The sequence below is a fragment of the Variovorax sp. V118 genome (assembly GCF_041154445.1).
GTDB lineage: Bacteria > Pseudomonadota > Gammaproteobacteria > Burkholderiales > Burkholderiaceae_C > Variovorax > Variovorax boronicumulans.
Map to the genome: position 1 here is coordinate 2,896,212 of NZ_AP028663.1, position 23,253 is coordinate 2,919,464.

At 68.8% G+C, this 23,253-nt stretch carries 23 protein-coding genes; 14 read left to right on the plus strand and 9 right to left on the minus strand.

The window, feature by feature from the left end:
- The first annotated feature begins 164 nt into the window (after nucleotides 1–164).
- Nucleotides 165–1,253 carry an ABC transporter substrate-binding protein gene (locus tag ACAM52_RS13465; protein WP_369647287.1) on the plus strand — a complete coding sequence of 363 codons (1,089 nt, stop codon included), beginning with the start codon at nucleotides 165–167 and terminating at the stop codon, nucleotides 1,251–1,253.
- 6 nt (nucleotides 1,254–1,259) lie between these two features.
- On the opposite strand, the gene ACAM52_RS13470 is transcribed toward ACAM52_RS13465, so the two are convergent.
- Nucleotides 1,260–2,138 carry a LysR family transcriptional regulator gene (locus ACAM52_RS13470; protein WP_095745016.1) on the minus strand — a complete coding sequence of 293 codons (879 nt, stop codon included), beginning with the start codon at nucleotides 2,136–2,138 and terminating at the stop codon, nucleotides 1,260–1,262.
- Nucleotides 2,139–2,213: 75 nt separating this feature from the next.
- On the opposite strand from ACAM52_RS13470, the gene ACAM52_RS13475 reads away from it, so the two are divergent.
- Together ACAM52_RS13475 and ACAM52_RS13480 are read left to right on the plus strand one after the other, a co-directional pair.
- A complete protein-coding gene (locus ACAM52_RS13475; protein WP_369647288.1) occupies nucleotides 2,214–2,789 on the plus strand; it encodes a GNAT family N-acetyltransferase in 576 nt (191 codons plus the stop codon).
- Nucleotides 2,786–4,309, plus strand: coding sequence for an MFS transporter (locus ACAM52_RS13480; protein ID WP_369647289.1), 1,524 nt, complete (start codon nucleotides 2,786–2,788; stop codon nucleotides 4,307–4,309). Before ACAM52_RS13475 ends, ACAM52_RS13480 begins: the two co-directional genes overlap by 4 nt.
- A 6-nt stretch (nucleotides 4,310–4,315) precedes the next feature.
- Here the strand turns inward: ACAM52_RS13480 and ACAM52_RS13485 are convergent, their stop codons facing one another.
- Together ACAM52_RS13485 and ACAM52_RS13490 are read right to left on the minus strand one after the other, a co-directional pair.
- A complete protein-coding gene (locus ACAM52_RS13485) occupies nucleotides 4,316–5,008 on the minus strand; it encodes an alpha/beta hydrolase (protein WP_062478359.1) in 693 nt (230 codons plus the stop codon).
- Between the two features lie 102 nt (nucleotides 5,009–5,110).
- On the minus strand, nucleotides 5,111–5,833 hold the full coding sequence (locus ACAM52_RS13490) for a Crp/Fnr family transcriptional regulator (protein WP_369647290.1): 723 nt from the start codon (nucleotides 5,831–5,833) through the stop codon (nucleotides 5,111–5,113).
- A 133-nt stretch (nucleotides 5,834–5,966) separates the two neighbouring features.
- On the opposite strand from ACAM52_RS13490, the gene ACAM52_RS13495 reads away from it, so the two are divergent.
- The 7 genes from ACAM52_RS13495 (at nucleotide 5,967) to ACAM52_RS13525 (ending at nucleotide 14,623) form a co-directional block, all read left to right on the plus strand.
- Entirely contained in the window at nucleotides 5,967–6,557 is a 591-nt protein-coding gene (locus tag ACAM52_RS13495; RefSeq protein WP_369647291.1) for an HD domain-containing protein, read from the plus strand.
- Between the two features lie 21 nt (nucleotides 6,558–6,578).
- Nucleotides 6,579–7,346, plus strand: coding sequence for a class II aldolase/adducin family protein (locus tag ACAM52_RS13500; RefSeq protein ID WP_056582112.1), 768 nt, complete (start codon nucleotides 6,579–6,581; stop codon nucleotides 7,344–7,346).
- Between the two features lie 366 nt (nucleotides 7,347–7,712).
- The gene (locus ACAM52_RS13505; RefSeq protein ID WP_070060368.1) at nucleotides 7,713–8,591 is read left to right on the plus strand and encodes a bile acid:sodium symporter family protein; all 879 of its coding nucleotides are present in this window, start codon (nucleotides 7,713–7,715) and stop codon (nucleotides 8,589–8,591) included.
- Between the two features lie 7 nt (nucleotides 8,592–8,598).
- Nucleotides 8,599–9,525, plus strand: a complete 927-nt coding sequence (locus ACAM52_RS13510) for a LysR family transcriptional regulator (RefSeq protein WP_369647292.1) — start codon at nucleotides 8,599–8,601, stop codon at nucleotides 9,523–9,525.
- Between the two features lie 77 nt (nucleotides 9,526–9,602).
- Nucleotides 9,603–11,030, plus strand: coding sequence for an FAD-dependent tricarballylate dehydrogenase TcuA (gene tcuA, locus ACAM52_RS13515; RefSeq protein WP_369647293.1), 1,428 nt, complete (start codon nucleotides 9,603–9,605; stop codon nucleotides 11,028–11,030).
- A gap of 34 nt (nucleotides 11,031–11,064) precedes the next feature.
- Nucleotides 11,065–12,243 (plus strand): tricarballylate utilization 4Fe-4S protein TcuB, encoded by a 1,179-nt coding sequence (tcuB, locus tag ACAM52_RS13520; RefSeq protein ID WP_369647734.1) that lies wholly within the window; start codon nucleotides 11,065–11,067, stop codon nucleotides 12,241–12,243.
- Nucleotides 12,244–12,343: 100 nt separating this feature from the next.
- Complete coding sequence (locus ACAM52_RS13525; protein ID WP_369647294.1) at nucleotides 12,344–14,623, plus strand: glycoside hydrolase family 3 N-terminal domain-containing protein; 2,280 nt, start codon at nucleotides 12,344–12,346, stop codon at nucleotides 14,621–14,623.
- 51 nt (nucleotides 14,624–14,674) lie between these two features.
- Here the strand turns inward: ACAM52_RS13525 and ACAM52_RS13530 are convergent, their stop codons facing one another.
- Entirely contained in the window at nucleotides 14,675–15,604 is a 930-nt protein-coding gene (locus ACAM52_RS13530) for a LysR family transcriptional regulator (RefSeq protein ID WP_062478332.1), read from the minus strand.
- Between the two features lie 104 nt (nucleotides 15,605–15,708).
- On the opposite strand from ACAM52_RS13530, the gene ACAM52_RS13535 reads away from it, so the two are divergent.
- Genes ACAM52_RS13535 through ACAM52_RS13550 form a run of 4 tightly spaced genes read left to right on the plus strand, consistent with a single transcriptional unit; the run spans nucleotide 15,709 to nucleotide 19,548 of the window.
- Nucleotides 15,709–16,710: a hydroxyacid dehydrogenase gene (locus ACAM52_RS13535; RefSeq protein WP_369647295.1), complete on the plus strand. Its 1,002-nt coding sequence runs from the start codon at nucleotides 15,709–15,711 to the stop codon at nucleotides 16,708–16,710.
- On the plus strand, nucleotides 16,707–17,399 hold the full coding sequence (locus tag ACAM52_RS13540) for an RraA family protein (RefSeq protein WP_369647296.1): 693 nt from the start codon (nucleotides 16,707–16,709) through the stop codon (nucleotides 17,397–17,399). Before ACAM52_RS13535 ends, ACAM52_RS13540 begins: the two co-directional genes overlap by 4 nt.
- A gap of 41 nt (nucleotides 17,400–17,440) precedes the next feature.
- Nucleotides 17,441–18,418, plus strand: coding sequence for a tripartite tricarboxylate transporter substrate binding protein (locus ACAM52_RS13545; protein WP_307693857.1), 978 nt, complete (start codon nucleotides 17,441–17,443; stop codon nucleotides 18,416–18,418).
- A 5-nt stretch (nucleotides 18,419–18,423) separates the two neighbouring features.
- Entirely contained in the window at nucleotides 18,424–19,548 is a 1,125-nt protein-coding gene (locus tag ACAM52_RS13550) for an NAD(P)/FAD-dependent oxidoreductase (RefSeq protein ID WP_369647297.1), read from the plus strand.
- A gap of 61 nt (nucleotides 19,549–19,609) precedes the next feature.
- Here ACAM52_RS13550 and ACAM52_RS13555 read toward each other — a convergent pair whose 3' ends face one another.
- The 5 genes from ACAM52_RS13555 to urtD form a co-directional block, all read right to left on the minus strand.
- A complete protein-coding gene (locus tag ACAM52_RS13555) occupies nucleotides 19,610–19,960 on the minus strand; it encodes a hypothetical protein (protein WP_056582144.1) in 351 nt (116 codons plus the stop codon).
- A 231-nt stretch (nucleotides 19,961–20,191) separates the two neighbouring features.
- Nucleotides 20,192–20,536 (minus strand): zinc ribbon domain-containing protein, encoded by a 345-nt coding sequence (locus ACAM52_RS13560; protein WP_369647298.1) that lies wholly within the window; start codon nucleotides 20,534–20,536, stop codon nucleotides 20,192–20,194.
- A gap of 4 nt (nucleotides 20,537–20,540) precedes the next feature.
- Nucleotides 20,541–21,773, minus strand: coding sequence for a formamidase (fmdA, locus tag ACAM52_RS13565; RefSeq protein WP_369647299.1), 1,233 nt, complete (start codon nucleotides 21,771–21,773; stop codon nucleotides 20,541–20,543).
- 24 nt (nucleotides 21,774–21,797) lie between these two features.
- Complete coding sequence (urtE, locus tag ACAM52_RS13570; RefSeq protein ID WP_062478384.1) at nucleotides 21,798–22,487, minus strand: urea ABC transporter ATP-binding subunit UrtE; 690 nt, start codon at nucleotides 22,485–22,487, stop codon at nucleotides 21,798–21,800.
- 15 nt (nucleotides 22,488–22,502) lie between these two features.
- Nucleotides 22,503–23,246 (minus strand): urea ABC transporter ATP-binding protein UrtD, encoded by a 744-nt coding sequence (gene urtD / locus ACAM52_RS13575; RefSeq protein ID WP_369647300.1) that lies wholly within the window; start codon nucleotides 23,244–23,246, stop codon nucleotides 22,503–22,505.
- Nucleotides 23,247–23,253 lie beyond the last annotated feature (7 nt).

Here is a 23,253-nt window from a genome sequence, read left to right on the forward strand (position 1 = left end):
AGGGCAATTCTGGAGCACCCGCGCCTTCCGCCCTGGCCTCGAAATTGCTACACTTTTTTACTATTGTTAGCAAAAGGTAGCCAATGAACGCGTCTCGCAGGACATGGCTGGGAAAAGCCTCCGCAACGCTGCTTCTGGGAAGCGGCCTCGGCATCACCCGTCCCTTGCTGGCACAGACGCCACGCCCGGCCGCCGCCGGGGCCCGCGTCGTCCTGCTCGGCCAGTCGGTGCCGCTCACCGGCAGCGCCAACGAGATCGGCAACGCCTTCGCGGCCGGCAGCCGGCTCGCCGTGAGCGACTTCAACACGCGCAACGCCGCCACCGGCCTGCAGCTGAAGCTGCTGCAGCTCGACGACGGCTACGACGCCGCGCGCGCCACCACCAACGCCCGCACCCTGCTGGGCGCGAACAAGGCCGACATGCTGTTCGGCTTTGTCGGCACCGCCAGCAGCGAGGCCGGCGCCAAGGTCGCCACGCAGCAAGGCAGCCTGCTCTTTGCGCCCTTCGCCGCCTCCGACACGCTGCGCGGCCCCGAGCATCCGAACGTGTTCCATGTGCGCCCCGGCATGATCGACGAGGCCCTCAAGATCGTGCGCCAGTGCGCCACCGTGGGGCAACAGCGCATCGCGCTGGTGGGCGACGACGACGCCATGGGCCGCGCCGGCCTGGCCGCCGTGCAGCAGGCCGTCACCGAACTCAAGCTGCCACCGCTGGTCGCCAGCGCGCTGGTGCCCGCGGGCGCCGACAAGCTCGACGCCGCGCTGAAGACCGTGCAGCAGCAGACGCCCCAGGCCATCGTGCTGGTGTCGCTCTCGGGCACCACGGCCAGCGCCATCCGCAAGCTGCGCAAGAGCGGCTACACGGGCAACTTCATGGCCTTCTCGATCGTCGGCATCGACCCGCTCTACGCCGAGCTGGGCAAGGACATCGGCGGCATCGTGATATCGCAGGTGGTGCCCTCGCCGCGCCCCTCGGCCATCCCGATCGTCAAGGAGTACCTCGCGGCGGTCGACAACTCCGACCAGACCGCGTCGTACGAGGGGCTCGAAGGCTTCATCGCCGCCAAGGCCGCGGGCGAGGCGGTGCGCCGCGCGGGCCGCGGCTTCAACACCGCGACGCTGCAGCGCACGATGACGGCCATGACCGACTACGACGTGGGGGGCTTCCGCATCAACCTGCGCCCCGGCCTGCGCGACAACGTGCGCAGCATCGATCTCATCAGCATCTCGGCTGACGGTCGGGTTCTGCGCTGACGCGCCTCACACGGCGCCGTCGCCCAGCAGCTCGGTGAAGCGCTGCTGCACGTACAGCGCCGTCGCGCCGAGCGGCCGCCCCTGCAGCCACAGCATGCGCACCGACAAGCGCGGCAAGGCCAGCGACGGGCAAGGCACTTCCTTCAGCGCCTTGCTGAAGCCCTCGTAGCGCGCGATGTTGATGGGCAGCACGGCCCAGCCCAGGTTGTCGGCCACCATCTCGGCCGTGCTGTAGAAGCTGTCGGAGCGCCACACGCGCGGGCTGTAGGCCACCTCGTGCACGTCGTCCGCGTGCATCAGCAGCTGGCGTTGCCGCGCCAGGTCCTGGCGCCGCACCGTGCGGCCGTCGGCCAGCGGGTGGTCGCTGGCCACGAACACGCCCTGGCGCACGCTGCCGATGTGGCGCTGGTCGAAGCTGGCGCGAACCGGGCCGCGGTCGAAATGAAAGGCCACGCTGGCGCGCTCCTGCTCGACGTAGTCGGCCACCTCGGTCGCGGTGCCGTTGAGCAGCGTGAGCTCGAGGCTCGGAAACTTCACCGACAGCTCACGCATCAGCGTGCCGATGGCGGTGTACGGCAGGGCTTCGTCCAGCGCCAGCGACAGCGCGGCCTCGTCGCCTTCGTGCAGCGAGCGGGCGCGCTGGTCGAGCTGCTCGGCCTGCCGCAGCAGCTCGCGCGCTTCGAGCAGCAGCACCCGGCCCGCGTCCGACAGCTGCGCGTTGCGGCGCGAGCGGTCGAACAGCGCCACGCCGAGGTCGACCTCGAGCAGCCCGATGGCGGTGCTCACGGCCGACTGGGCCTTGCCCAGGTGGCGCGCCGCGGCCGAGAACGAGCCGCACTCGGCGGTCGTCACGAACTGGCGCAATTGGTCGACGGTCCATTCCATTTCGGCCACCTACTCATCTATTTATCAGATGGATTTCATCTTTATTCATTCATTTTAATGGCGCAACATGGCGCCATGACGAATGCAAACAACAAGACGACACTGGCGTTCGAACTGAGCTGGTGCAGCGATCCTTCCCAGGCACAGGCGTTGACCGCCCTGTTCCTGCAGCAACTTTCCCCCTCCTACATCTCCCACTCGGAACTGCAGGAGCAGCGTGCCGTGGCCCCCGGCGAATGGCGCAGCGACCTGCCCGCCGTCTTCACGGCGCAAGTGCGCGAGACCCTCGCGCTGGACCCGGCCACGGCCAACGCCCGCGTGGCCGTCGCGCGAACCGACGGCGCTCTGGCCGGCTTCGCGCTGGTGTCCATCGACGACACCCGCCGCGCCGCGCGCAGCTTCGCGACGCTCGAGGACCTCGTCGTCGATGCGCGCTTCCAGGGCCTGGGCCTGGGTGGCCGGCTGTTCGACTGGGTCTGCGCCGAGCTGCAGCGCCACGGCATCCAGCGCCTCTTTCTCGAAAGCGGCATCGGCAATACCCGCGCGCACGACTTCTTCCACGCCCGCGGCTGCGAGACGGTCTCGGTGACGATGCTCAAGGAACTGGACGGCGCCACCGCACAGCCGCACGACCGGAGGGCCACGCCATGAACGGCTTGAACCCCACCGCCAGGAAATGGATCACGCTCGGCATCGTCTCGATGGCGCTGCTGCTGATCGTGGTCGACATGACCGTGCTCTACACGGCGCTGCCCACGCTCACGCACGACCTGGCCGCGTCGGCCACCGAGAAGCTCTGGATCCTCAACGCCTACACCGTGGTCGTCTCCGGCTTCCTGCTGGGCATGGGCGCGCTGGGCGACCGCGTGGGCTACCGGCGCATGTTCGTCGCGGGTCTTTCCGTGTTCGGCGTGGCCTCGCTGTGCGCGGCCTACGCGCCGAACCCGGCCGTCCTGATCGCCGCGCGGGCCCTCCTGGGCGTGGGCGCGTCGATGATGATGCCGGCCACGCTGGCGATCCTGCGGCTGGTGTTCACCGACGAGCGCGAGCGCGCCGTGGCCATCGGCGTGTGGGCCTCGGTGGCCTCGGGCGGCGCAGCGCTCGGGCCGGTCGTGGGCGGCGTACTGCTCGAATACTTCTGGTGGGGTTCGGTGTTCCTCATCAACGTGCCCGTGGTGGTGCTCGCGCTGGTGCTGGCCCTGTGGCTGCTGCCGACGCAGAAGAACACCGGCACGCGCCCGTGGGACTTCATCGGCTCGGTGCAGGTGCTGGCGGGGCTGGTCTTCCTCGTGCTGACCATCAAGGAGCTCACGAAGTTCGCGCCCTCGGTCACAACGGCCGCCATCACCGGCGCACTCGCCGCGGCGGCCATGGCCCTCTTCGTGCGGCGCCAGCGGCGCAGCAGCGCGCCGCTGATCGACTTCCGCCTGTTCCGCAACGCGTACTTCTCGGGCGGTGTGATCGCGGCCATCGTCGCCTCGGTGGCGCTGATCGGTGTCGAGCTGGTGTTCAGCCAGCGGCTGCAGCTCGTGGTCGGCCTCACGCCGTTGCAGGCGGGCCTCACCCTGCTGCCGCTGCCGCTGGCCGCCTTCGTGGCGGGGCCGCTCGCGGGCCTGCTGCTGGCGCGCATCGGCTCGCGGCCCGTCATCCTGGGTGGCCTCGTGACCACGGCGCTGGCGCTGTGCGCGCTGGCACTGGCGGTCGATGCCGGGGGCCTGCTCAAGCCGGCCATCCTGGTGCTGCTGGGGCTGGGCGTGGGCGCGACCATCACGGCGGCGTCCAACGCGGTCATGAACAACGCGCCCGTGGAACACGCCGGCATGGCGGCGTCGATCGAAGAGGTGTCGTACGAACTCGGCGGCGTGCTGGGCATCGCGCTGCTGGGCAGCGTGCTCTCGGCGAGCTACACGGCCGCGCTGGTCATTCCCGACGGCCTGGCCGTGCCGGCCTCGGCCGGCGACAGCATCGATGCCGCGCTGCTGGCCGCAGAAACGCTGCCCGCGCCGATCGCCTCGCAGCTCGTGGCGCTCGCGCACACGGCCTTCGACCAGGCCTTCTTCTCGGTGATGGGCGTGGCCGTGGCGATCGTCATCGCAGCGGCCTGCGCCGTGGCGCTCCTCGGCTGGCGGGCCCGCCCGACGGCTGCGCAGCGCGCCGGGCGCTGCGCGTAGCCGGCCTCAGGCAGCGCTCGCGGCTTCGTCGATGAGCGCCGCCACGGCCTGCGGCTGCGAGGCCAGCGAGGCGTGGCTGGCCGCCAGCGTGATGACCTTCTTCGCGCCCAGGCGCGCCGACATGCGCTCCTGGTTCACCGGCGAGATCATGCGGTCCTCGCTCGAGATCTGGTACCACGACGGCTTCTTCTTCCAGGCCGGCGCCGTGATGGTGTCGCCGAAGGTGCTGGCCAGCGGCGCCTTCTGCGTCAGGCCCATCACCAGGCCTTCTTCGGCGCTCAGGTCCTGGCAGAAGCTCTCGTGGTATTTCTCGGGTATCACCCACAGGTAGCCGTCGCTGTCGGGCGCCAGGTTGGGCACGGCCACCGGCGGATGCTCCTGCGTGATGCCGCCGGGGCTTTCGCCCGCGTCGGGTGCGAAGGCGGCGATGTAGACCAGCCCCACCACATTGGGCAGGTCGCCGGCCTGCGTGATCACCGCGCCGCCGTACGAGTGGCCGACCAGCAAGACCGGCCCCTGCACCTGCGCCACCATCTTGCGCGTGCGTTCGGCGTCGTCGGCCAGCGAGGTCAGCGGCAGCTCGACCGCGCGGATGGCCGTGTGGCCCTTGCGCAGCAGTTCCACGATGACGTTGTGCCAGTGTGCCGCACCACCCCAGAAACCATGGACCAGGACGACCGTCGGTTTGTTGTTGCTCATGATTCGCCACCTTCCAGTGAAGAAATAAGACACCGGGCCGCCGGAATGACGGGCCGGGAAAGTCTTATACGCCTGCGCCCTGCCCGCGCTGTGACAAGACCCTCAGCCGGTGCGCACCAGCCCCTGCAGTGCGTCGAGCGAGCGCAGTTCGATGCGCCCGTAGCCCAGCGACACCACGCCCTCGGTGGCCAGCGCGTTGAGCTCCTTGGACAGCGTCTGGCGCGTCACGCCGAGCATCATGGCCAGCGCCTCCTGCGACAGCATGAGCTCGTGCCGCAGGTGCACCGACTGCGTGGCGTCGCCGCGCGCCAGCACCAGCAGCCGGTGCGCCACGCGCGCGCGCAGGCTGCGCAAGGTCGCGTCTTCGGCCAGGCCGTAGAGCATGCGCACGCGCGCGGCCAGCATGGCCGCGATGGCGTTGGAAAACACCACGTCGCGCATCTGCCGCACGAAGGCCTCGGGCGGCACCACCAGCAGGTCGAGCGCTTCGAGCGCGGTAGCGTCGTGCGTGCGCGGCGAGCCGTCGATGAGCGTGATCTCGCCGAACCAGTTGCCCGGCTCCAGCACCGCCAGGATGGCCTCGCGCCCGTCCTGGCGCAGCGACGAGATCTTGATCGTGCCCGCCACCAGCCCGTAGAAGCCGCCGCCCGCCGCATGGATCGGGTCGCCCTGGCGGAACACCATGGTGCCGCGGCGCACGTGCAGCAGCTCGGCCGCGCCCAGCAGCGCGTCACGCTGCGCGCGCGGCATGCTGGTGAACCAGGGGTTGCCGTCGAGCGCGGCGCGGTGCGCGGCCGACAGGCGCGGCTTGGTCGAGGTGGCCATGGGGGAAAAGGGAAGAGAAAAGGCGCCCGGAGGCGGGTTTACCAGAACCTCGCATTGTCAAATTCTTGACAGTTGAAGGTCAAGCGCAGGTCTACAGTGGCCGCCATCCCCCCAAGAACGGAGACCTCACACGATGAACGCACGGGCAAGTTTCAAGCGCATGCAGGACAGCACGCGCGAAGACTGGCAACTGATCGGCGGCGAGTTCATGCAGTTCGCGGGCGGCCTGCCCGCGCGCGTGATCAAGCACCTGCAGATCCTCGAAGGCGACTACGGCGGCTTTCCGGTCGATCGCTACACGCACTCGCTGCAGACCGCCACGCGCGCGCTGCGCGACGGCCGCGACGAGGAGTACGTGGTGTGCGCGCTGCTGCACGACATCGGCGACACGCTGGGCAGCTTCAACCACCCCGACATCGCCGCGGCCATCCTCAAGCCCTTCGTGAGCGAGGCCAACCACTGGATGGTGCAGAACCACGGCATCTTCCAGGGCCACTACTTCTTCCACCACATCGGGCTGGACCGCGACATGCGCGACAGCTTCAAGGACCACCCGCACTACGAGCGCACCGCCGAGTTCTGCGCGCTCTACGACAACCCGGCCTTCGACCCCAAGGCCGAGACCCTGCCCATCAGCGAGTTCGAGCCCATGCTGCGCCGCCTGATGGCGCAGCCCAAGCAGAGCGTCTACAAGACGGTGCTGCAAGAGCCCGCCGCCGCCTGATCACGACAAAGGACACCTCATATGAACGCCACCTCCGCCTCCGAAATCCAGAAGCTCGTCTCCGCCGAAGAATGGCAGCTGCGCGTCGACCTCGCCGCCTGCTACCGCCTGGTGGCGCTGTACGGCTGGAGCGACCTCGTCTTCACGCACATCAGCGCGCGCGTGCCCGGCCCCGAGCACCACTTCCTGATCAACCCCTACGGCCTGATGTTCGACGAGATCACGGCGTCGAGCCTGGTCAAGGTCGACCAGCAGTGCAACAAGATCATCGACTCGCCCTACCCCGTGAACCCGGCCGGCTTCGTGATCCACAGCGCCGTGCATGCCGCGCGCGAAGACATCCAGTGCGTGCTCCACACCCACACCCGCGCCGGCATCGCCGTGAGCGCGCAGAAGAACGGCGTGCTGCCCATCAGCCAGCAGTCGACCTTCGTGCTGGCCTCGCTGGCCTACCACGACTACGAAGGCGTGGCCTTCCGCGACGACGAGAAGCCGCGCCTGCAGGCCGACATGGGCAACGCCAACTTCCTCATGCTGCGCAACCACGGCCTGCTGACCTGCGGCAAGACCATTGCCGACGCCTTCCTTTCGATGTACACCTTCGAGAACACCTGCCAGATCCAGATCGCCGCGCAGGCCGGCGGCGGTGAACTCACGCACGTGGACCCGAGGATCATCGACGGCGTGGGCCAGGCCATGAAGGTGCAAAGCGGCGGCCTGGGCGGCATGTTCGTCTGGCCTTCGCTGATCCGCAAACTCGACCGCATCGACGACAGCTACAAACAATGAGAACGTGTTCACGGCCTTTTCATGGTGCCCGTTGCCCCGCAAAGCTGGCAGGTGCAAGGCGCAAAGCGCAGCCGGGCAGGTGGCCCGGCGAGCATTTGCAACGCCGCAGATGCCAGCTTTGCGGGGCAACCCTTCGGGCAAGGCAGCAAAGCGCCGCACTCGTCGTTGCGCACCTTGTCCAGGCATCAGCCTGGACTGCGGCGCGCGCCTAGATTGCGACGCTTTGCTGCCTTGCGGGCACCATGAAAAGGCCGTGAACACGTTCTGAGACGCGTCGATCCCGGTTTCCACGGCTGCCAGCGCCCGCGCGACGGGTGCCGGCAGCCATTTTTTTAAGCAGAAGAACCCAAGAGGAGACACCACCGCATGGACACCACGCTCATCGTGACCCGGTTCCTGTTCGGCGCGCTCGCGCTCGTGATGTTCGGGCTGGGGCTGTCGCTCTCGCTCGAGGACTTCCGGCGTCTGTTCAAGCACCCGAAGGCCGTCACCATCGCGCTCGTGCTGCAGGTCATCGGCCTGCCGCTGGCCTGCTACGCGATCATCGTGGGCTTCGGCCTGTCGCCGGTGTTCGCCATCGGGCTGATGCTGCTGGCGGCCTCGCCGGGCGGCATCTCGGCCAACCTGTTCTCGCACCTGTTCGGCGGCAACGTGGCGATGAACATCTCGCTCACGGCCGTGAACACGCTGCTGTCGATCGTCACGCTGCCGCTCATCGCCAACTGGGCCATCGGCCACTTCGCGCAAAGCGGCCAGGTGGTGCCGCTGCAGACGCGCAAGCTGGTCGAGGTGATCGCCATCGTGCTGGTGCCGGTGGCCATCGGCATGGTCGTGGCGTCGCGAAAGCCCGGTTTCGCGGCGCGCATGGAAAAGCCGACCAAGATCTTCAGCGCCGTGGTGCTCGCGGTGGTCACGGTGCTGGCCATCGCCAACGAGTGGAAGAACATCACCACCACCTTCGCCGAGATCGGCGTGCCGGTGCTGCTGTTCAACCTCGTGAGCCTGCTGGCCGGCTACTACCTGAGCCGCGCCGCCGGCCTCGACAAACCGCTGGCCACCGCCATCAGCTACGAGATCGGCATCCACAACTCCACGCTCGCCATCTTCATCGCGGTGAGCGTGCTCGGGAGCTTTCCGCTCGCGCTGCCGGCCGCCATCTACTCGGTCGTGATGTACATCACCGCCCCACTGTTCGGATGGCTGTTGCTTCGGCGCGGCCAGCCCGCCGCTGTGCCTGCGCCATGATGCGCGCATGGAACTGAGACAACTGCGCTACTTCGTCAAGGTCTGCGAGCTGCGCAGCATGGGCCGCGCGGCCGTGGAGCTGGGGGTGGTCACCTCGGCGCTGAGCCAGCAGATCAGCCGGCTCGAAAGCGAACTCTCGACCCGGCTGCTGCGCCGCCATTCGACCGGCGTCATGCCCACCGACGCGGGCCTGGCCTTCCTGCACCAGGCGCAGCTCACCTTGCGCCACGCCGACGACGCCGTGCGCGCGGCGCAGCAGGCGCGGCTCTCAGGCCATGTGAGCGTGGGCCTGGCGCCCACCACCGCCACCGTGCTGGGCGTGCCGCTGATGCAGGCCATGCAGGCGCGCTACCCCGAGGTGCGGCTGCACATGGTCGAGGCGCTGTCGGGCCACCTCACGACGATGCTGCATGCGCGCCAGCTCGACCTGGCCGTGCTGTTCCAGACCGACACGCCACGGCGCTGGAGCGTGTCGCCGCTGCTGGCCGAAAAGCTCTTCGTGATCGCGTCGCCCGCACTCACGCCGCGCCCCACGGGCAAGAAGGTGCGCCTGTCGCAGCTGGCCGAGGTGCCGCTGATCCTGCCCAGCGGAAGCCACGGCCTGCGCGCCACGTTGATGGCCGCCTTTGCGCGGGCGCGCGTGGCGCCGCGCATCGTGGCCGAGGTCGACGGCCTGGCGCTGCTGATGGATGCGGTGCGCGCCGGCCACGGCGCCACCATCCAGCCCGGCGCCGCCACCGCGCGGCACGACGGCGACGACCTCGCGCTCACGCAGATTGCCGACGCGCATGTCGGGCGTCGCAACCTGCTCGTGAGCCTGTCGGACGACGAGCTCTCGCCCGCCGCGCTGGCCGCGCGCGTGGTGGTCGCCGAAACGGCGCGCACGCTGGTCAGCGAAGGCCGCTGGGCTGGGGCAAGTCTTCTCGAAAGCTGAACACCTGTTGCCTTGATCGGCCTTTCGCGTGAAGGCCGCACTGCCTAAAGTCTCCTGTATTCCAAGGAGACCCACGAGTGATAGACGTACTGGTTGTCGGTGGCGGCAACGCCGCGCTGTGCGCCGCGCTGATGGCGCGCGAGGCCGGCGCTTCGGTGCTGCTGCTGGAAGCCTCGCCCAAAGAATGGCGCGGCGGCAATTCGCAGCACACCCGCAACCTGCGCTGCATGCACGACGCGCCGCAGGACGTGCTGGTCGAGGCCTACCCTGAAGAGGAGTACTGGCAAGACCTGCTGAAGGTGACCGGCGGCCTCACCGACGAGCACCTGGCCCGCCTCGTGATCCGCGCCTCGTCGAACTGCCGCGACTGGATGCGCCGCCATGGCGTGCGCTTCCAGCCGCCGCTGTCGGGTGCGCTGCACGTGGCGCGCACCAACGCCTTCTTCATGGGCGGCGGCAAGGCGCTCGTCAACGCCTACTACCGCAGCGCCGAAGCGCTCGGCGTGCAGATCCGCTACGACACACCCGTGGCCGCGGTCGAACTCGACGGCGACCGCTTCGTGGCCGTGCGCACCGAGGCCGGCGAGCGCATCGGGGCCAGGAGTTGCGTGCTCGCCTCGGGCGGCTTCGAATCGAACCGCGAATGGCTGCGCGAAGCCTGGGGGCAAAACGAGCGCGGCGAATGGCCGGCCGACAACTTCCTCATCCGCGGCACGCGCTTCAACCAGGGCGTGCTGCTCAGGCACATGATCGACGCGGGCGCCGACACCATCGGCGACCCGTCGCAGGGCCACATGGTCGCCATCGACGCGCGCGCACCGCTGTACGACGGCGGCATCTGCACGCGCATCGACTGCGTGTCGCTCGGCGTGGTGGTCAACCGCGACGCGCGGCGCTTCTACGACGAGGGCGAGGACTTCTGGCCCAAGCGCTATGCGATCTGGGGCCGGCTCGTGGCGCAGCAGCCGGGGCAGATCGCCTGGTCGGTCATCGACCAGCAGGCGGTCGGGCGCTTCATGCCGCCGGTGTTCCCCGGCACGCAGGCCAACACGCTCGGCGAACTGGCGCAGAAGATCGGCCTGGACGAAGCCACCTTCGTGCGCACCGTGCAGGAGTACAACGCCGCCTGCCGCGTCGGCCGCTTCGACCACACGGCGCTGGACGACTGCCACACCGAAGGCCTCGCGCCCGCCAAGACGCACTGGGCGCGCCCGCTGGACACCGCGCCCTTCTACGCGTACCCCGTGCGCCCCGGCATCACCTTCACGTACCTGGGCCTGAAAGTGGACGAGACCGCGGCCGTGCGCTTCGGCGGACGGCCCAGCCCCAACCTCTTCGTGGCCGGCGAAATGATGGCCGGCAACGTGCTGGGCCAGGGCTACACGGCCGGCGTGGGCATGAGCATCGGCACGGCCTTCGGGCACATCGCCGGGACGCAGGCCGCGAAGGCCGCCAAGAACGTTTCGCAGAAATCCCCGGAGACCGCCCTTGCAGCAGCTCACTGACCTCGTCGCACGCGCCCGTGCGGACGCCGATGGCATCGGCAGCACCCCGTCGCGCGCCATCCCGATCCAGCCCGCCCTGCCGCTCACTGCGTCCGAGGGCGAGGTCGCGCGCATCCTGCAGATCTGCAACGCCTGCCGCTACTGCGAGGGCTTCTGCGCCGTGTTCCCCGCCATGACGCGCCGGCTCGAATTCGGCAAGGCCGACACGCACTACCTCGCCAACCTGTGCCACAACTGCGGCGCCTGCCTGCATGCCTGTCAGTACGCACCGCCGCACGAGTTCGCCGTGAACGTGCCGCAGGCGATGGCGCAGGTGCGCCTGCAGACCTACCACGACTACGCCTGGCCGCCCGCGATGGGTGCGCTCTACAAGCGGGCCGGGCTCACCGTCGCATTGGCGCTGGCAGGCGGGCTCGCGCTGTTCCTCGTGCTGGCCGTGGCGATGTCGGGTTCGCTCGTGCACGCGCCGCTCGCGGGCAACTTCTACGCGATCTTTCCGCACAACTTCCTCGCGCTGGTGTTCGGCGCGGTGTTCCTGTTCGTGATGTTCGCGCTGGCCATGGGCACGCGCCGCTTCTGGCGCGAGGTCTCGCCAGCGAACGACCCGGGCAACGCGCCCGACCTGCCGGGTGTGCGCCGCGCAGCCAGCGCCGAAGCCGCGCACGACGCGCTGCGCCTGAAGTATCTCGATGGCGGCCACGGCGAAGGCTGCAACAACGAAGACGACCGCTTCACGCTGTGGCGCCGGCGCTTCCATCACTTCACCTTCTACGGCTTCATGCTGTGCTTCGCCTCCACCTGCGTGGCAACGCTCTACCACTACCTGCTCGGCCTGCACGCGCCCTACGCGCTCACGAGCCTGCCGGTGCTGCTGGGCACCACGGGCGGCATCGGCCTCGTGATCGGCCCCGTCGGCCTGTTGTGGCTCAACCTGCGGCGCCACGCCGCGCACGGCGACGCGGCGCAGCGGCCGATGGACCGCGGCTTCATCGCGCTGCTGTTGCTCACCAGCCTCACGGGCCTGGCCCTGCTCGCGTGGCGCGACACGCGCTTCATGGCGCTGCTGCTGGCGGTGCACCTGGGCGTGGTGATGGCGCTCTTTCTCACGCTGCCCTACGGCAAGTTCGCGCACGGCATCTTCCGCTGCGCGGCGCTCCTGAAGTTCGCCATCGAGAAGCGACTGCCGAGCCGGTTGCGGCTGGGTGCGGACTGACCGGCAGGGCCTGAAGGGGCCAAGGTCGGACAAGGCCCTACGCCCAGGGCGGAAACCCGCTGGCCGGGGCGGGCGGGGGTTGTCTGCAGAATAGGCGGCCATGCATGTTCGAAAAGCCGCCGTTCTCGCCCTCGTCCTGTCCGCCCTCTCCCTCCCCGCCCTCGCGGCGTCCGTTCCGAAAAACCTCCAGCCCTCCGACGCCGCCGAAGCCCGCGTCGAATCGCTGATCGCGCGCATGACGCTGCAGGAAAAGGCCGGCCAGCTCAGCCTCTACGGCCCGGCCGACATCAACATCCCGAACAACCCGCAGGCCGGCTGGCGCAACGGGCAGCAGGAGACGGAGGACGTGCGCAACGGGCGCCTCACGGGCCTGTTCAACAACGCCGGCCTCGAAGGCAAGCGGCGGCTGCAGCAGGTGGCGGTGCGCGAGTCGCGGCTGGGCATTCCGCTGATCTTCGGCGCCGACGTGATCCACGGCTTTCGCACCATCTTCCCGATGCCGCTGGCCGAGGCCTCGAGCTGGGAGCCCGCGCTGGCCGAGCGCACCGCGCGCGCGGCGGCGGTCGAGGCCACGGCCGACGGCTTCCGCTGGACCTTCGCGCCCATGGTCGACATCGCGCGCGATGCGCGCTGGGGCCGCGGCCTCGAAGGCGTGGGCGAAGACCCGTACCTGGCGCGCCAGTTCGCGGCGGCGCGCGTGCGCGGCTTCCAGGGCAGCAGCCTCGCGAACGCCGATTCGATGCTGGCCACGCCCAAGCACTTCGCGGCCTACGGCGCGGCCGAGGGCGGGCTCGACTACAACACGAGCGAAATCTCCGAACGCACGCTGCGCGAGGTCTACCTGCCGCCGTTTCGCGCAGCCCTCGATGCGGGCGCGCTGTCGGTCATGAGCGCCTTCAACGAGATCGGCGGCGTGCCCTCGACCGCCAACCCCGCGCTGCTCACCGGCGTGCTGCGCGACGAGTGGAAGTTCAAGGGCTTCGTGGTGTCGGACTACACGGCCGACGAAGAGCTCATCGAGCACGGCCACGCCGCCAACGGCCGCGAGGCCGCCAAGCTGGCCTTCATGGCGGGCACCGACGTGAGCATGCAAAGCGGCCTGTACATCCGCCACCTGCCTGACCTCGTGGCCTCGGGCGAGGTGCCGATGGCGCGGCTCGACGAGGCCGTGCGGCGCGTGCTGCGGGTCAAGCTCAAGCTCGGCCTTTTCGACGACCCGATGCGCGGCCTCGACGGTCCGCCGGCCGCGCAGCGCGTGGAGAACCCCGAGTTCATCGCGCTGGCCCGCGAGAGCGCGCGCCGTTCCATCGTGATGCTGAAGAACGAGGGCCAGCTGCTGCCACTCGCGAAAACCGGCCCGCAGAAGATCGCGCTGATCGGCCCCTTCGCCGAAGGCACGAAGGACCTGATGGGCTCCTGGAGCCTGTTCCCGGGCCAGTCCGCGCCCGTGGGCATCGACGAGGGCCTGCATGCCGCGCTGGGCACCGAGGCCTCGCGGCTGACCGTCACGCGCGGCGCGAACGTCGAGTCGCCGCTGCCCGGCGGCATCGAAACCGCCGTGGCCGCCGCGCGCGACGCCGATGTGGTGGTGCTGGCCATCGGCGAGAGCCAGAAGATGTCGGGCGAGTCGCGCTCGCGCAGCGACATCGGCCTGCCGCAGGCCCAGCAGGACCTGGCCGAGGCCGTGGCCGCCACGGGCAAGCCGGTGGTCGTGCTGCTGAGCAATGGCCGCGCGATGGCGCTCAAGGGGGCGGTGCGCAACGCGCGCGCCATCCTCGTGACCTGGTTCCTCGGCGTGCAGACCGGCCACGCGATCGCCGACGTGGTGTTCGGCGACGCCAATCCCTCGGGCCGCCTGCCCGTGAGCTTTCCACAGACTGCTGGCCAGGTGCCCTACTACTACGCCCACAAGCGCACCGGCCGCCCCTCGCCCGAGAGTGCGCCGGGCACGGCCTTCAAGACCCGCTACCTGGACGCGACGAACGAGGCGCTGTACCCCTTCGGTTTCGGCATCGGCTATGCGCCGGTGCGCTACGACCAGGTCGAGCTGAGCAGCGACCGCCTCGCCATCGGCCAGACGCTGCGTGTGCGCGCCACCGTCACCAACACGGGGACGCGCGAGGCGGAAGAAGTGGTGCAGCTGTACCTGGCGCAGCGCGCCACGAGCGTGACGCGGCCGGTGCGCGAGCTGAAGAATTTCCGCAAGGTGCGGATTGCGCCGGGTGCTTCGGAGGTGGTCGAGTTCACTGTCGGCAATGACGACCTGCAGTTTCTCGGGCGGGACATGAAGCCTGTTGTCGAGCCGGGTGAGTTCGATCTGTGGGTGGCGCCTTCTGCTGCGGGCGGGATTCAGAAGCGCTTCGTGCTGACGCGCGAGTGAGCTGACGCGCGAGCCGACTCCTTCAGCCCCTCAGTCGTCGCACCGCACCGGTCACAGCACACGCTGCGACAGCGCCGACGAAAAAAGCTGCGCCCCTTCGCTACGCAGCAAGGTCACGAGGCGCCGCGCCGCCGGCGACAGGTAGCCCTCCTTGCGGTACGTGACGCCCAGGTGGCGGCGCAGCGTGGTCTCCTTGAGCGGCACTTCGCGCAGCGTGCCTTCGCGCCCGGCCGCGCCAAGCGTGTGGCGCGACAGGAAGCTCAGCAGGTCGGTACGCGAGATCAGGCGCGGCAGCAGCGGGATCGAGTTCGCGTTGACCTGCACTGCGGGCAGCGGCAGCCCGCGCGACTGGAAGGCCGCGTCGAGCCACTGGCGGCTGGGAATGGGGTCGGCGGGCAGCACCCAGCGCCATTGCAGGAGCGACTTCATCGTGATCTTCGGCAGCTCGAACACGGGGTGCTGCGGACTGGCGGCGACCACCACCACATCCTCGACGATGGAATGCGTGACGAAGGCCGGATCGTGCTCGGGCATGAGGCCGATCAAGAGGTCGATGGCGCCTTCGCGCAGCCGCTCGCGCAGCGCCATGCTGGGCGCGACGGTGATGTCGATGCGCGTGTCGCCGGCCTCGGCCAGCAGCAGGTTGCACACCTCGGGCAGCACGTGGTCCGCCGCGATGGGCCCGCTGCCGATGCGCACGTGGCCCGCGTTGCCCTTGGCGAAATCGCTCACCTCGCGCAGCGCCTCTTCCGTGGCGCCGCGCAGCAGCCGGGCGCGCGCGAGCAGCACCTCGCCCACCGCCGTGAGCTGGATGCCCCGACCCTTGCGCTCGAACAGCGCGCTGCCGAAGGCCTCCTCGAGCCGCTGCACCGCCTTGGTCAGCGCGGGCTGCGTGCGCCCGAGCTTGTCGGCGGCCTGGCCCAGGTGGCCGGTGTCGGCGACCACCTCGAAATATTTCAGGTCGCGCAACTGGATGTCCATTCATAGCTCCGAGGAATCGTTGAATGAACATTATCGATTAGACGGAATGAATGGCGATTTCCACAATCCAGCTCATACCGACCCTCGAACGACCCTCTCTCTCCATGAACCCCACTGTCCTGGTCACTGCGCCACGGCTTGCCAAGGCCGGCGTTGACCTTCTCGCCGAAGCCGGCGCCCGCGTCATCTACCTTGCGAATGCAGACAGCGTTGAAGAAGTCGAGCGCGTGATGGCGAGCGAGCCCATCGACGCCGTCATCTCGCGCACCGTGCAACTGTCGGCCCGCGCCATCGCCGCGCGTCCGACGCTGAAAGTGATTTCAAAGCATGGCGTGGGCGTGAGCAACATCGACGTCGAGGCGGCCACCGCGCGCGGCATTCCGGTCTACGTCACGCCCGGTGCCAACGCGCAGTCGGTCGCAGAGATGACGCTCGGCCTGATGCTCGCCGCCGCACGCCGCATCGGCTGGATGGACCGCGAGCTGCACGATGGCCGCTGGTCGCGCGCACAAGATGGCGTGGAACTGCACGGCAAGACGCTGGGCCTCGTTGGCTTCGGCCAGATCGGCCAGCGCGTGGCCCGAGTGGGTCTCGCGCTCGGCATGCAGGTGGCCGCGTTCGACCCGGCCCTCGGCGAAGGCCCGAGCCCAGTGGCCGGCGTGCGCCTGCTGCCTTCGTTCGATGCGCTGCTGCCGCTGAGCGATGTGCTCAGCCTGCACGTGCCGCTCAACCGCCACACGCGCCAGATGCTCGGCGCCGCGCAGCTTGCGGCGCTGCCGCGCGGCGCAATCGTCGTCAACACGGCGCGCGGCGAGGTGATCGACGAGCCCGCGCTCATCGCCGCGCTGCAAAGCGGCCAGCTGCACGCGGCTGGCCTCGACACCATGGCCGACGAACCCCTGCCCGCCGGCAGCCCGCTGGCTTCCTTGCCCAACGTCGTCCTCACGCCGCATGTCGGTGGCTCCACGCCCGCCGCGCTCGCGGGCATGGCCAGCGGCGCCGCGCGCAACGTGCTGGGCTGGCTGCAAGGCCGCCCGGTCGATCCTTCGACTTGCGTGAACCCGCAGGTCCTGTCTTCCCCCCTTCTGCACGGAATCACCGCATGACCGCCCCGCTCTCCTGGCCGCCCGGCTACCGCATCAACCCGCGCGCGTCCGGCCCAGACGCCGCCTTCGTCGACGCTTTCCGCACGCTGCCCGTGGCCGCCATCGGCGATGCGATGAGCCGCAATGTCGGCACCGTCGGGCTGCGCCAGTACCACGCGCGGCTCGACACCGTGCTGTGCGGCCCCGCCGTCACCGTGCGCGTGCGGCCCGGCGACAACTTGATGATCCACAAGGCGCTGATGATGGTCGCGCCGGGCGACGTGCTCGTGATCGACGGCGGCGGCGACGTCACGCAGGCGCTGGTCGGCGGCCTGATGCGCACCACCTGCATCGCGCGCCAGCTGGCGGGCCTCGTCATCGACGGCGCGGTGCGCGACCTGTGCGAATGGGCCGAAGACGGCATGCCGATCTTCGCGCGAGGCCACACGCACCGCGGGCCGAGCAAGGACGGCCCCGGTGAGGTGAACGTGCCCGTCTCGTGCGCGGGCCTGGTCGTGATGCCGGGCGACCTCGTGGTGGGCGACGCCGACGGCGTCATCGCGGTGCCGGCCGCCGAAGCGGCCGACGTGCTCGAGAAGACGCGGGCCCACCTGGCGCGCGAAGCAAAGATCCGCGAGACCAACCGCACCGGCACCGCCGACCCCGAGCGCTTCGACGCCGTGCTGCGCGCCAAGGGCCTGCCGGTCTGAACGGCAGCCACGAGATCACAAGAACCCCCAGGAGACAAGACATGAACCGAAGAGACTTTCTGCAGACCACCGCCTTCGCATCCATCGCCCAAACGGCGGGCATGGCCTACGCGCAAGGCGATTGGCCGCAACGCCCCGTGAAGCTGGTGGTGCCCTTCACGCCCGGCGGCGGCACCGACGCGACCTCGCGCCTGATTGCCGAACGCCTCACCTCGCTCGAGCGCTGGACCGTCGTCGTCGACAACAAGCCCGGCGCGGCCGGAAACATCGGCCTCGACGCCGTGGCCAAGGCCACGCCCGACGGCTACACGATCGGCATGGGGCAAACGTCGAACCTCACGATCAACCCCTGGCTCTATTCGAAGATGCCCTTCGAGGCGCTGAAAGACTTTTCGCCCATCGCCGAAGTGGCCTCGCAACCCGTCGTGCTCGCCGTGCGCGCGGACTCGCCGCTGCGCACGCTGGCCGACTTCATCAAAGCCGCGAAGGCGAAGCCGGGCGAGTTCAGCATCGCGCAGGCCGGCAACGGCACCGTGGGGCACCTGGCCGGCGAAATGCTGGCGCGCCGCGCGGGCATCAAGGTCATGCAGGTGCCCTACAAGGGCGCAGGCCCGGCCATGAACGACCTGATCAGCGGGCAGATCGCGCTGTACTTCGGCAGCAGCGTTTCGGTGATGTCGCAGCTGTCGAACGGCCGCGCCCGCGCGCTGGCCGTCACCTCGGCCAAGCGCCTGCCCGCACTGCCGAACGTGCCCACCGTGGCCGAACAGGGTTTCGCGGGCTTCGAGGCCACGACCTGGGTCGGCCTCGTCGGACCGGCAGGGCTGCCCGCCGACGTGGTCAACCGCATCAACGCTGCGGTCGTAAAGACGGTGGCACGCAAGGACGTGCAGGACAAGCTCGCGCAGGAAGGCAGCGTGCCCGCCAGCGGCACGCCGCAGCAGTTCGACGCCTACATCCGCGCCGAGCACGCCAAGTGGGGCGCGCTGATCCGCGAAGCCGGCATCAAGCTGGACTGAGCCGCATGGACCGGATCGACTGCGTCGTGATCGGCGCCGGCGTGGTGGGTCTGTCCATCGCGCGATCGCTCGCCATGGCCGGGCGCGAGGTGGTGATCCTCGAGGCCGAGCACGCCATCGGCACGCATACCAGCGCGCGCAATTCGGAGGTGATCCATGCGGGCATCTCGTATGCGCCCGGCTCGCTCAAGGGCCGGCTGTGCGTGGCGGGCAAGGCCGCGCTGTACGCCTACTGCGCCGAACGCGGCATCGGCCACCAGCGCATCGGCAAGCTGATCGTGGCGGTGCAGGACTCGGAGCTGCCCGAGCTCGACAAATACGTCGCGCTCGGCGCGGCCCACGGCGTGACCGACCTGCGCATCCTCGACGCCGCCGAGGCACGCGACATGGAGCCCGAGGTGGCCTGCGTCGGCGCCCTGCACTCGCCCTCGACGGGCATCGTCGACAGCCACGCGCTGATGCTGTCGTACCTGGGCGACGCGGAACGTGCGGGTGCCTCGCTTGCTTTGCAGAGCCGTGTGCTGGCCGCGCGGCCCACGCCAGACGGCCTGGTGGTCGAGGTGGGCGGCGCGGAAGCAACGAGCGTGCTGTGCAACACGGTGGTGAACGCGGCGGGGTTGGGTGCGCAGCAGGTGGCATCGCGGATCGACGGCATGCCGGCCGGCCTGATGCCACCGCTGTACTACGCGATCGGCCACTACTTCTCGCTGGCGCGCAAATCGCCCTTCCGCCATCTCGTGTACCCGACCGGGCGTGAAGGCGCCTTGCGCGCCCACGTGACGCTCGACCTCGGTGGGCAATGCAAGTTCGGGCCGGACCTGAGCTGGCGCGACGGCATCGACTACAGCTTCGACGCCTCGCGCGAAGCGGCCTTCTACCAGTCGGTGCGCCGCTATTACCCCGCCTTGGAGGACGGTGAGTTGCAGCCGGGCTATACCGGCATCCGCCCGCGATTGGCGGGCCCGGGTTCGTCGATGCACAACACGGCGACGGATTTCGTGATACAGACGCCGCACGCACACGGCATCGCGGGGCTGGTCAACCTGTTCGGCATCGAATCGCCGGGGCTGACGGCATCGCTCGCGCTGGGCGAGCACGTCGCGGACCTCGTGGCAAAGATGCGGGCATGAAAAAACGGGCCCGAGGGCCCGTTCTTCTTTGTCAGCCCCCGAAGGAGCCGCAGTCAACCAATTACAGGCCAGCCTGGCGCGTGAACGACACGCTGGGCTTCTTGTAAGCAGCCGGCACTTCGTCGCGGTAGAACGCGCGGCGGTCGAGGCTGGCGAGCGGGTCGTGGGCCTTGGCGACGGCTTCAGCGCGGATCGTCGAGCGGTCGGCGGTCGAGGTGAAGGTCTGTGCGCCGGCGGTGGCGCCGTCGCTGTACTCGTTGCCGGCACGGGCGGCGGCCACGGCTTGCGACGCGACTTCCGAACGCGAGAGGGTCGAGTTCACGGTGTGCACGCCGTCATAGGTTTCGGCGTGGGCACCGGCAACAGCCAGGAGCGAGAGCGCAACGGCGGCGAGGGTCTTCGAGGCATTCATTTCAATCTCCTTCAGGTGGTGTGTCGATGGGATGAAGTTTGAGCCTGAAGCGCCCCAAAAAACGGCAGCAAAAGGAATCGCGGCGTTCACGGGATTGAAACAATCGCGCGCCGCCCGCGCATGCGATGCGGCGGCCGGAACCCTCTCCTCCAGAGGGCATGCACGAGAAAGTTCTCGCTGCCGGCATTCCTTGCATGCGCTGCGCGCATGCAAGGAATGCGCGCCGAACCCTCAGTGCGAAATCATCCAGGGCCGCCGCGACGGGGCCGATTTCGCCCCGTTCGGCGCGGTCTGCGTGGCACTGCGCCGCGACGCTCCCGAGCAGCAGCCGCAGCCCGAGGGATGCCGCAGCCGCGCGTAGTCGCGCGAGCTCGCGGGCTCGTGGCGCGCGCGTTCGTTGGTGGCCATCGCGTGGCGTGTGTCGGCGGCCATCAGTGCCAGGCGCGGCGCGGCCGTGAACACGCGCGGCGAGGCGCTGCCGCAATCGGGGCAGGCGGCGGGCTCGTCGCGCTGGCCCGAAGGCCGCAGCGATTCGAAGCCGCCGCATTGCGCGCAGGCGTAGTCATAGGTCGGCATGGCTTCAGCGCAGGTCGTGCGACAGCGGCATGTCCACGCTGCCGTCGATGAACTTCACAGGCCCCGAGGCGTTCGGGTTGATGTCGAAGTCGAAGATGCCCGTGGGCAGCCACAGCGTGGCGCACGAATTAGGCACATCGACCACGCCGCTGATGTGGCCCTGCACGGGCGCGGTGCCCAGGATCGAATAGGCCTGCGCGCCCGAGTAGCCGAACTTCTTCAGGTACTCGATGGCGTTCAGGCAGGCCTGGCGGTAGGCCACGTTCACGTCGAGGTAGTGCTGCTTGCCGCTCTCGTCGACCGAGATGCCTTCGAAGATCAGGTAGTCGTTGTACTGCGGCGTGATGGGGCTGGGCTTGAAGATCGGGTTCTTGATGCCGTACTTGGCCATGCCGCCCTTGATGAGCGTGACCTTCATGTGCACCCAGCCGGCCATCTCGATGGCACCGCAGAAGGTGATCTCGCCGTCGCCCTGGCTGAAGTGCAGGTCGCCCACGCTCAGGCCCGCGCCGTCGACGTACACGGGAAAGAACACCTTCGAGCCGCGCGACAGGTCCTTGATGTCGCAGTTGCCGCCGTGTTCGCGTGGCGGCACGGTGCGCGCGCCCTCGGCAGCGGCCTTCGCCCTCGCCTCACCGGTCATCTTGCCCATGTGGGCGGTGCCGGCGAACGGCGGGTTCGCAAGGCCCGGCACGCGGTCCGGGTCGGTGGCGATGAGCGCCTTCTCGCGCTCGTTCCACATGTCTAGCATCGGCTTGTCGGGCAGGCAGCCGATCAGGCCGGGGTGGATCAAGCCCGCGAAGTTCACGCCGGGAATGTGGCGCGAGCTCGTGAACATGCCCTTGAAGTCCCAGATCGATTTCTGCGCTTCGGGAAAGTGGTCGGTCAAAAAGCCGCCGCCGTTCTTCTTCGAGAAGAAGCCGTTGAAGCCCCACAGGCTGTCCTGCTTGGCGCCGATGTCCAGCAGGTCGACCACCAGCAGGTCGCCGGGCTCGGCGCCCTTCACGCCCACCGGGCCCGAGAGGTAGTGCACCGTGCTCAGGTCGATGTCGCGCACGTCATCGGCGCTGTCGTTGTTCTTGATGAAGCCGCCGGTCCAGTCGAAAGTCTCGAGGATGAAGTCGTCGCCCGGATTGACCCAGCAGGCCATCGGAATGTCCGGGTGCCAGCGGTTGTGGATGTTCTCGTTCTCCGTGGGCGGCTTGGTCAGGTCGACCTTGATCAGCGTGTCCGTCATGTGCAGTGGCTCCTGGGGTTGTGGTTAGACAGAGAGATAGGCTTTGATGTGTTCCACATCGGTCTTGTCGCGCGCCGTCTCGTGCACGAGCCGGCCGCCTTCGATGACGAACAGCCGGTCGGCCACGTCCATCGCGAAACTCAGCACCTGCTCGGACACGACGATGGTGATGCCGCGCAGCTTGCGGATCTCGTTGAGCGCCTTGGCGATGTCCTTGATGATCGAAGGCTGGATGCCCTCGGTGGGCTCGTCGAGCAGCAGCACCTTGGGGTCGGTGACGAGGGCGCGCGCAATGGCGAGCTGCTGTTGCTGGCCGCCGGAGAGGTTGCCGCCCTTGCGGCTTTTCATGTCCCACAGCACGGGGAACAGCGCGTAGATTTCCTCGGGGATGCGGCGGGTCTTCGAGTTCTCCAGGCCGGTCTGGATGTTCTCTTCCACGGTCAGCGTCGGGAAGATCATGCGGCCCTGCGGCACGTAGGCGATGCCCTTGGCCACGCGGCGAAAGCTCTCGTCGCGCGACACGTCCTGCCCCGCCACTTCGATGCGCCCGCTCTTGATCGGCAGCACGCCCATGAGGCTCTTGAACAGCGTGGTCTTGCCCATGCCATTGCGACCCATGATGGCGATGGTTTCGTTGGCATGGCCCACGAACGAGATGCCGTGCAGCGCCTCGCTCTGGCCGTAGGCGGTGTGCAGGTCGTCGACCTTCAGCATGATGGTGCTCATGGTTCAGTGCCCCAGATAGACGTCGATGACCTTCGGGTCGGCCTGCACCTTCTCCATCGGCCCTTCGGCGAGGATCTTTCCCTGGTGCATCACAGTGACCTTGTGCGCGATCTGCTTCACGAAAGCCATGTCGTGCTCGATGACGATCACGGCGCGGTTGCGGCAGATGCGCTGGAGCAGGTCGGCCGTGAGCTCGCGTTCGCGCGCGCTCATGCCGGCAATGGGCTCGTCGAGCATCAGCAGCTCGGGCTCCTGCATCAGCAGCATGCCGATCTCCAGCCACTGCTTCTGGCCGTGGCTCAGGAGGCCCGCTTCGGTGCCGAGCTTGTCGACCAGGCCGATCTCCGTGGCGATGGCCTGCACCTTGCCCTTGACCTCGTCGTCGCACTGGAAGGCCAGCGCGCCGAACACCGAGCGCCCCTTCGGAAACGACACCTCCAGGTTCTGGAACACGCTGAGGTTCTCGTAGATCGACGGCGTCTGGAACTTGCGCCCGATGCCCAGCCGCACGCGCTTGTGCTCGGCCATCTTCGTGAGCTCGGTGTTCTTGAACTTGATGCTGCCGGCGCTGGCGCGCGTCTTGCCGCAGATCAGGTCGAGCAGCGTGGTCTTGCCGGCGCCGTTGGGGCCGATGATCACGCGCAGCTCGTTCTTGTCGATGTACAGCGTCAGGTCGTCGATGGCCTTGAAGCCGTCGAAGGAGACGCTGAGGTCTTCCACGGCGAGTGCGAAGTCGGTGTTGCTCATGGGGTGG

Coding starts and splice junctions, on each gene's coding strand:
- ACAM52_RS13470 (WP_095745016.1), bottom strand. CDS start 2,138: ATGGAATGGACCGTCGACCAATTGCGCCAGTTCGTGACGACCGCCGAG.
- ACAM52_RS13475 (WP_369647288.1), top strand. CDS start 2,214: ATGACGAATGCAAACAACAAGACGACACTGGCGTTCGAACTGAGCTGG.
- ACAM52_RS13480 (WP_369647289.1), top strand. CDS start 2,786: ATGAACGGCTTGAACCCCACCGCCAGGAAATGGATCACGCTCGGCATC.
- ACAM52_RS13485 (WP_062478359.1), bottom strand. CDS start 5,008: ATGAGCAACAACAAACCGACGGTCGTCCTGGTCCATGGTTTCTGGGGT.
- ACAM52_RS13490 (WP_369647290.1), bottom strand. CDS start 5,833: ATGGCCACCTCGACCAAGCCGCGCCTGTCGGCCGCGCACCGCGCCGCG.
- ACAM52_RS13495 (WP_369647291.1), top strand. CDS start 5,967: ATGAACGCACGGGCAAGTTTCAAGCGCATGCAGGACAGCACGCGCGAA.
- ACAM52_RS13500 (WP_056582112.1), top strand. CDS start 6,579: ATGAACGCCACCTCCGCCTCCGAAATCCAGAAGCTCGTCTCCGCCGAA.
- ACAM52_RS13505 (WP_070060368.1), top strand. CDS start 7,713: ATGGACACCACGCTCATCGTGACCCGGTTCCTGTTCGGCGCGCTCGCG.
- ACAM52_RS13510 (WP_369647292.1), top strand. CDS start 8,599: ATGGAACTGAGACAACTGCGCTACTTCGTCAAGGTCTGCGAGCTGCGC.
- ACAM52_RS13525 (WP_369647294.1), top strand. CDS start 12,344: ATGCATGTTCGAAAAGCCGCCGTTCTCGCCCTCGTCCTGTCCGCCCTC.
- ACAM52_RS13530 (WP_062478332.1), bottom strand. CDS start 15,604: ATGGACATCCAGTTGCGCGACCTGAAATATTTCGAGGTGGTCGCCGAC.
- ACAM52_RS13535 (WP_369647295.1), top strand. CDS start 15,709: ATGAACCCCACTGTCCTGGTCACTGCGCCACGGCTTGCCAAGGCCGGC.
- ACAM52_RS13540 (WP_369647296.1), top strand. CDS start 16,707: ATGACCGCCCCGCTCTCCTGGCCGCCCGGCTACCGCATCAACCCGCGC.
- ACAM52_RS13545 (WP_307693857.1), top strand. CDS start 17,441: ATGAACCGAAGAGACTTTCTGCAGACCACCGCCTTCGCATCCATCGCC.
- ACAM52_RS13550 (WP_369647297.1), top strand. CDS start 18,424: ATGGACCGGATCGACTGCGTCGTGATCGGCGCCGGCGTGGTGGGTCTG.
- ACAM52_RS13555 (WP_056582144.1), bottom strand. CDS start 19,960: ATGAATGCCTCGAAGACCCTCGCCGCCGTTGCGCTCTCGCTCCTGGCT.
- ACAM52_RS13560 (WP_369647298.1), bottom strand. CDS start 20,536: ATGCCGACCTATGACTACGCCTGCGCGCAATGCGGCGGCTTCGAATCG.
- fmdA (WP_369647299.1), bottom strand. CDS start 21,773: ATGACGGACACGCTGATCAAGGTCGACCTGACCAAGCCGCCCACGGAG.
- urtE (WP_062478384.1), bottom strand. CDS start 22,487: ATGCTGAAGGTCGACGACCTGCACACCGCCTACGGCCAGAGCGAGGCG.
- urtD (WP_369647300.1), bottom strand. CDS start 23,246: ATGAGCAACACCGACTTCGCACTCGCCGTGGAAGACCTCAGCGTCTCC.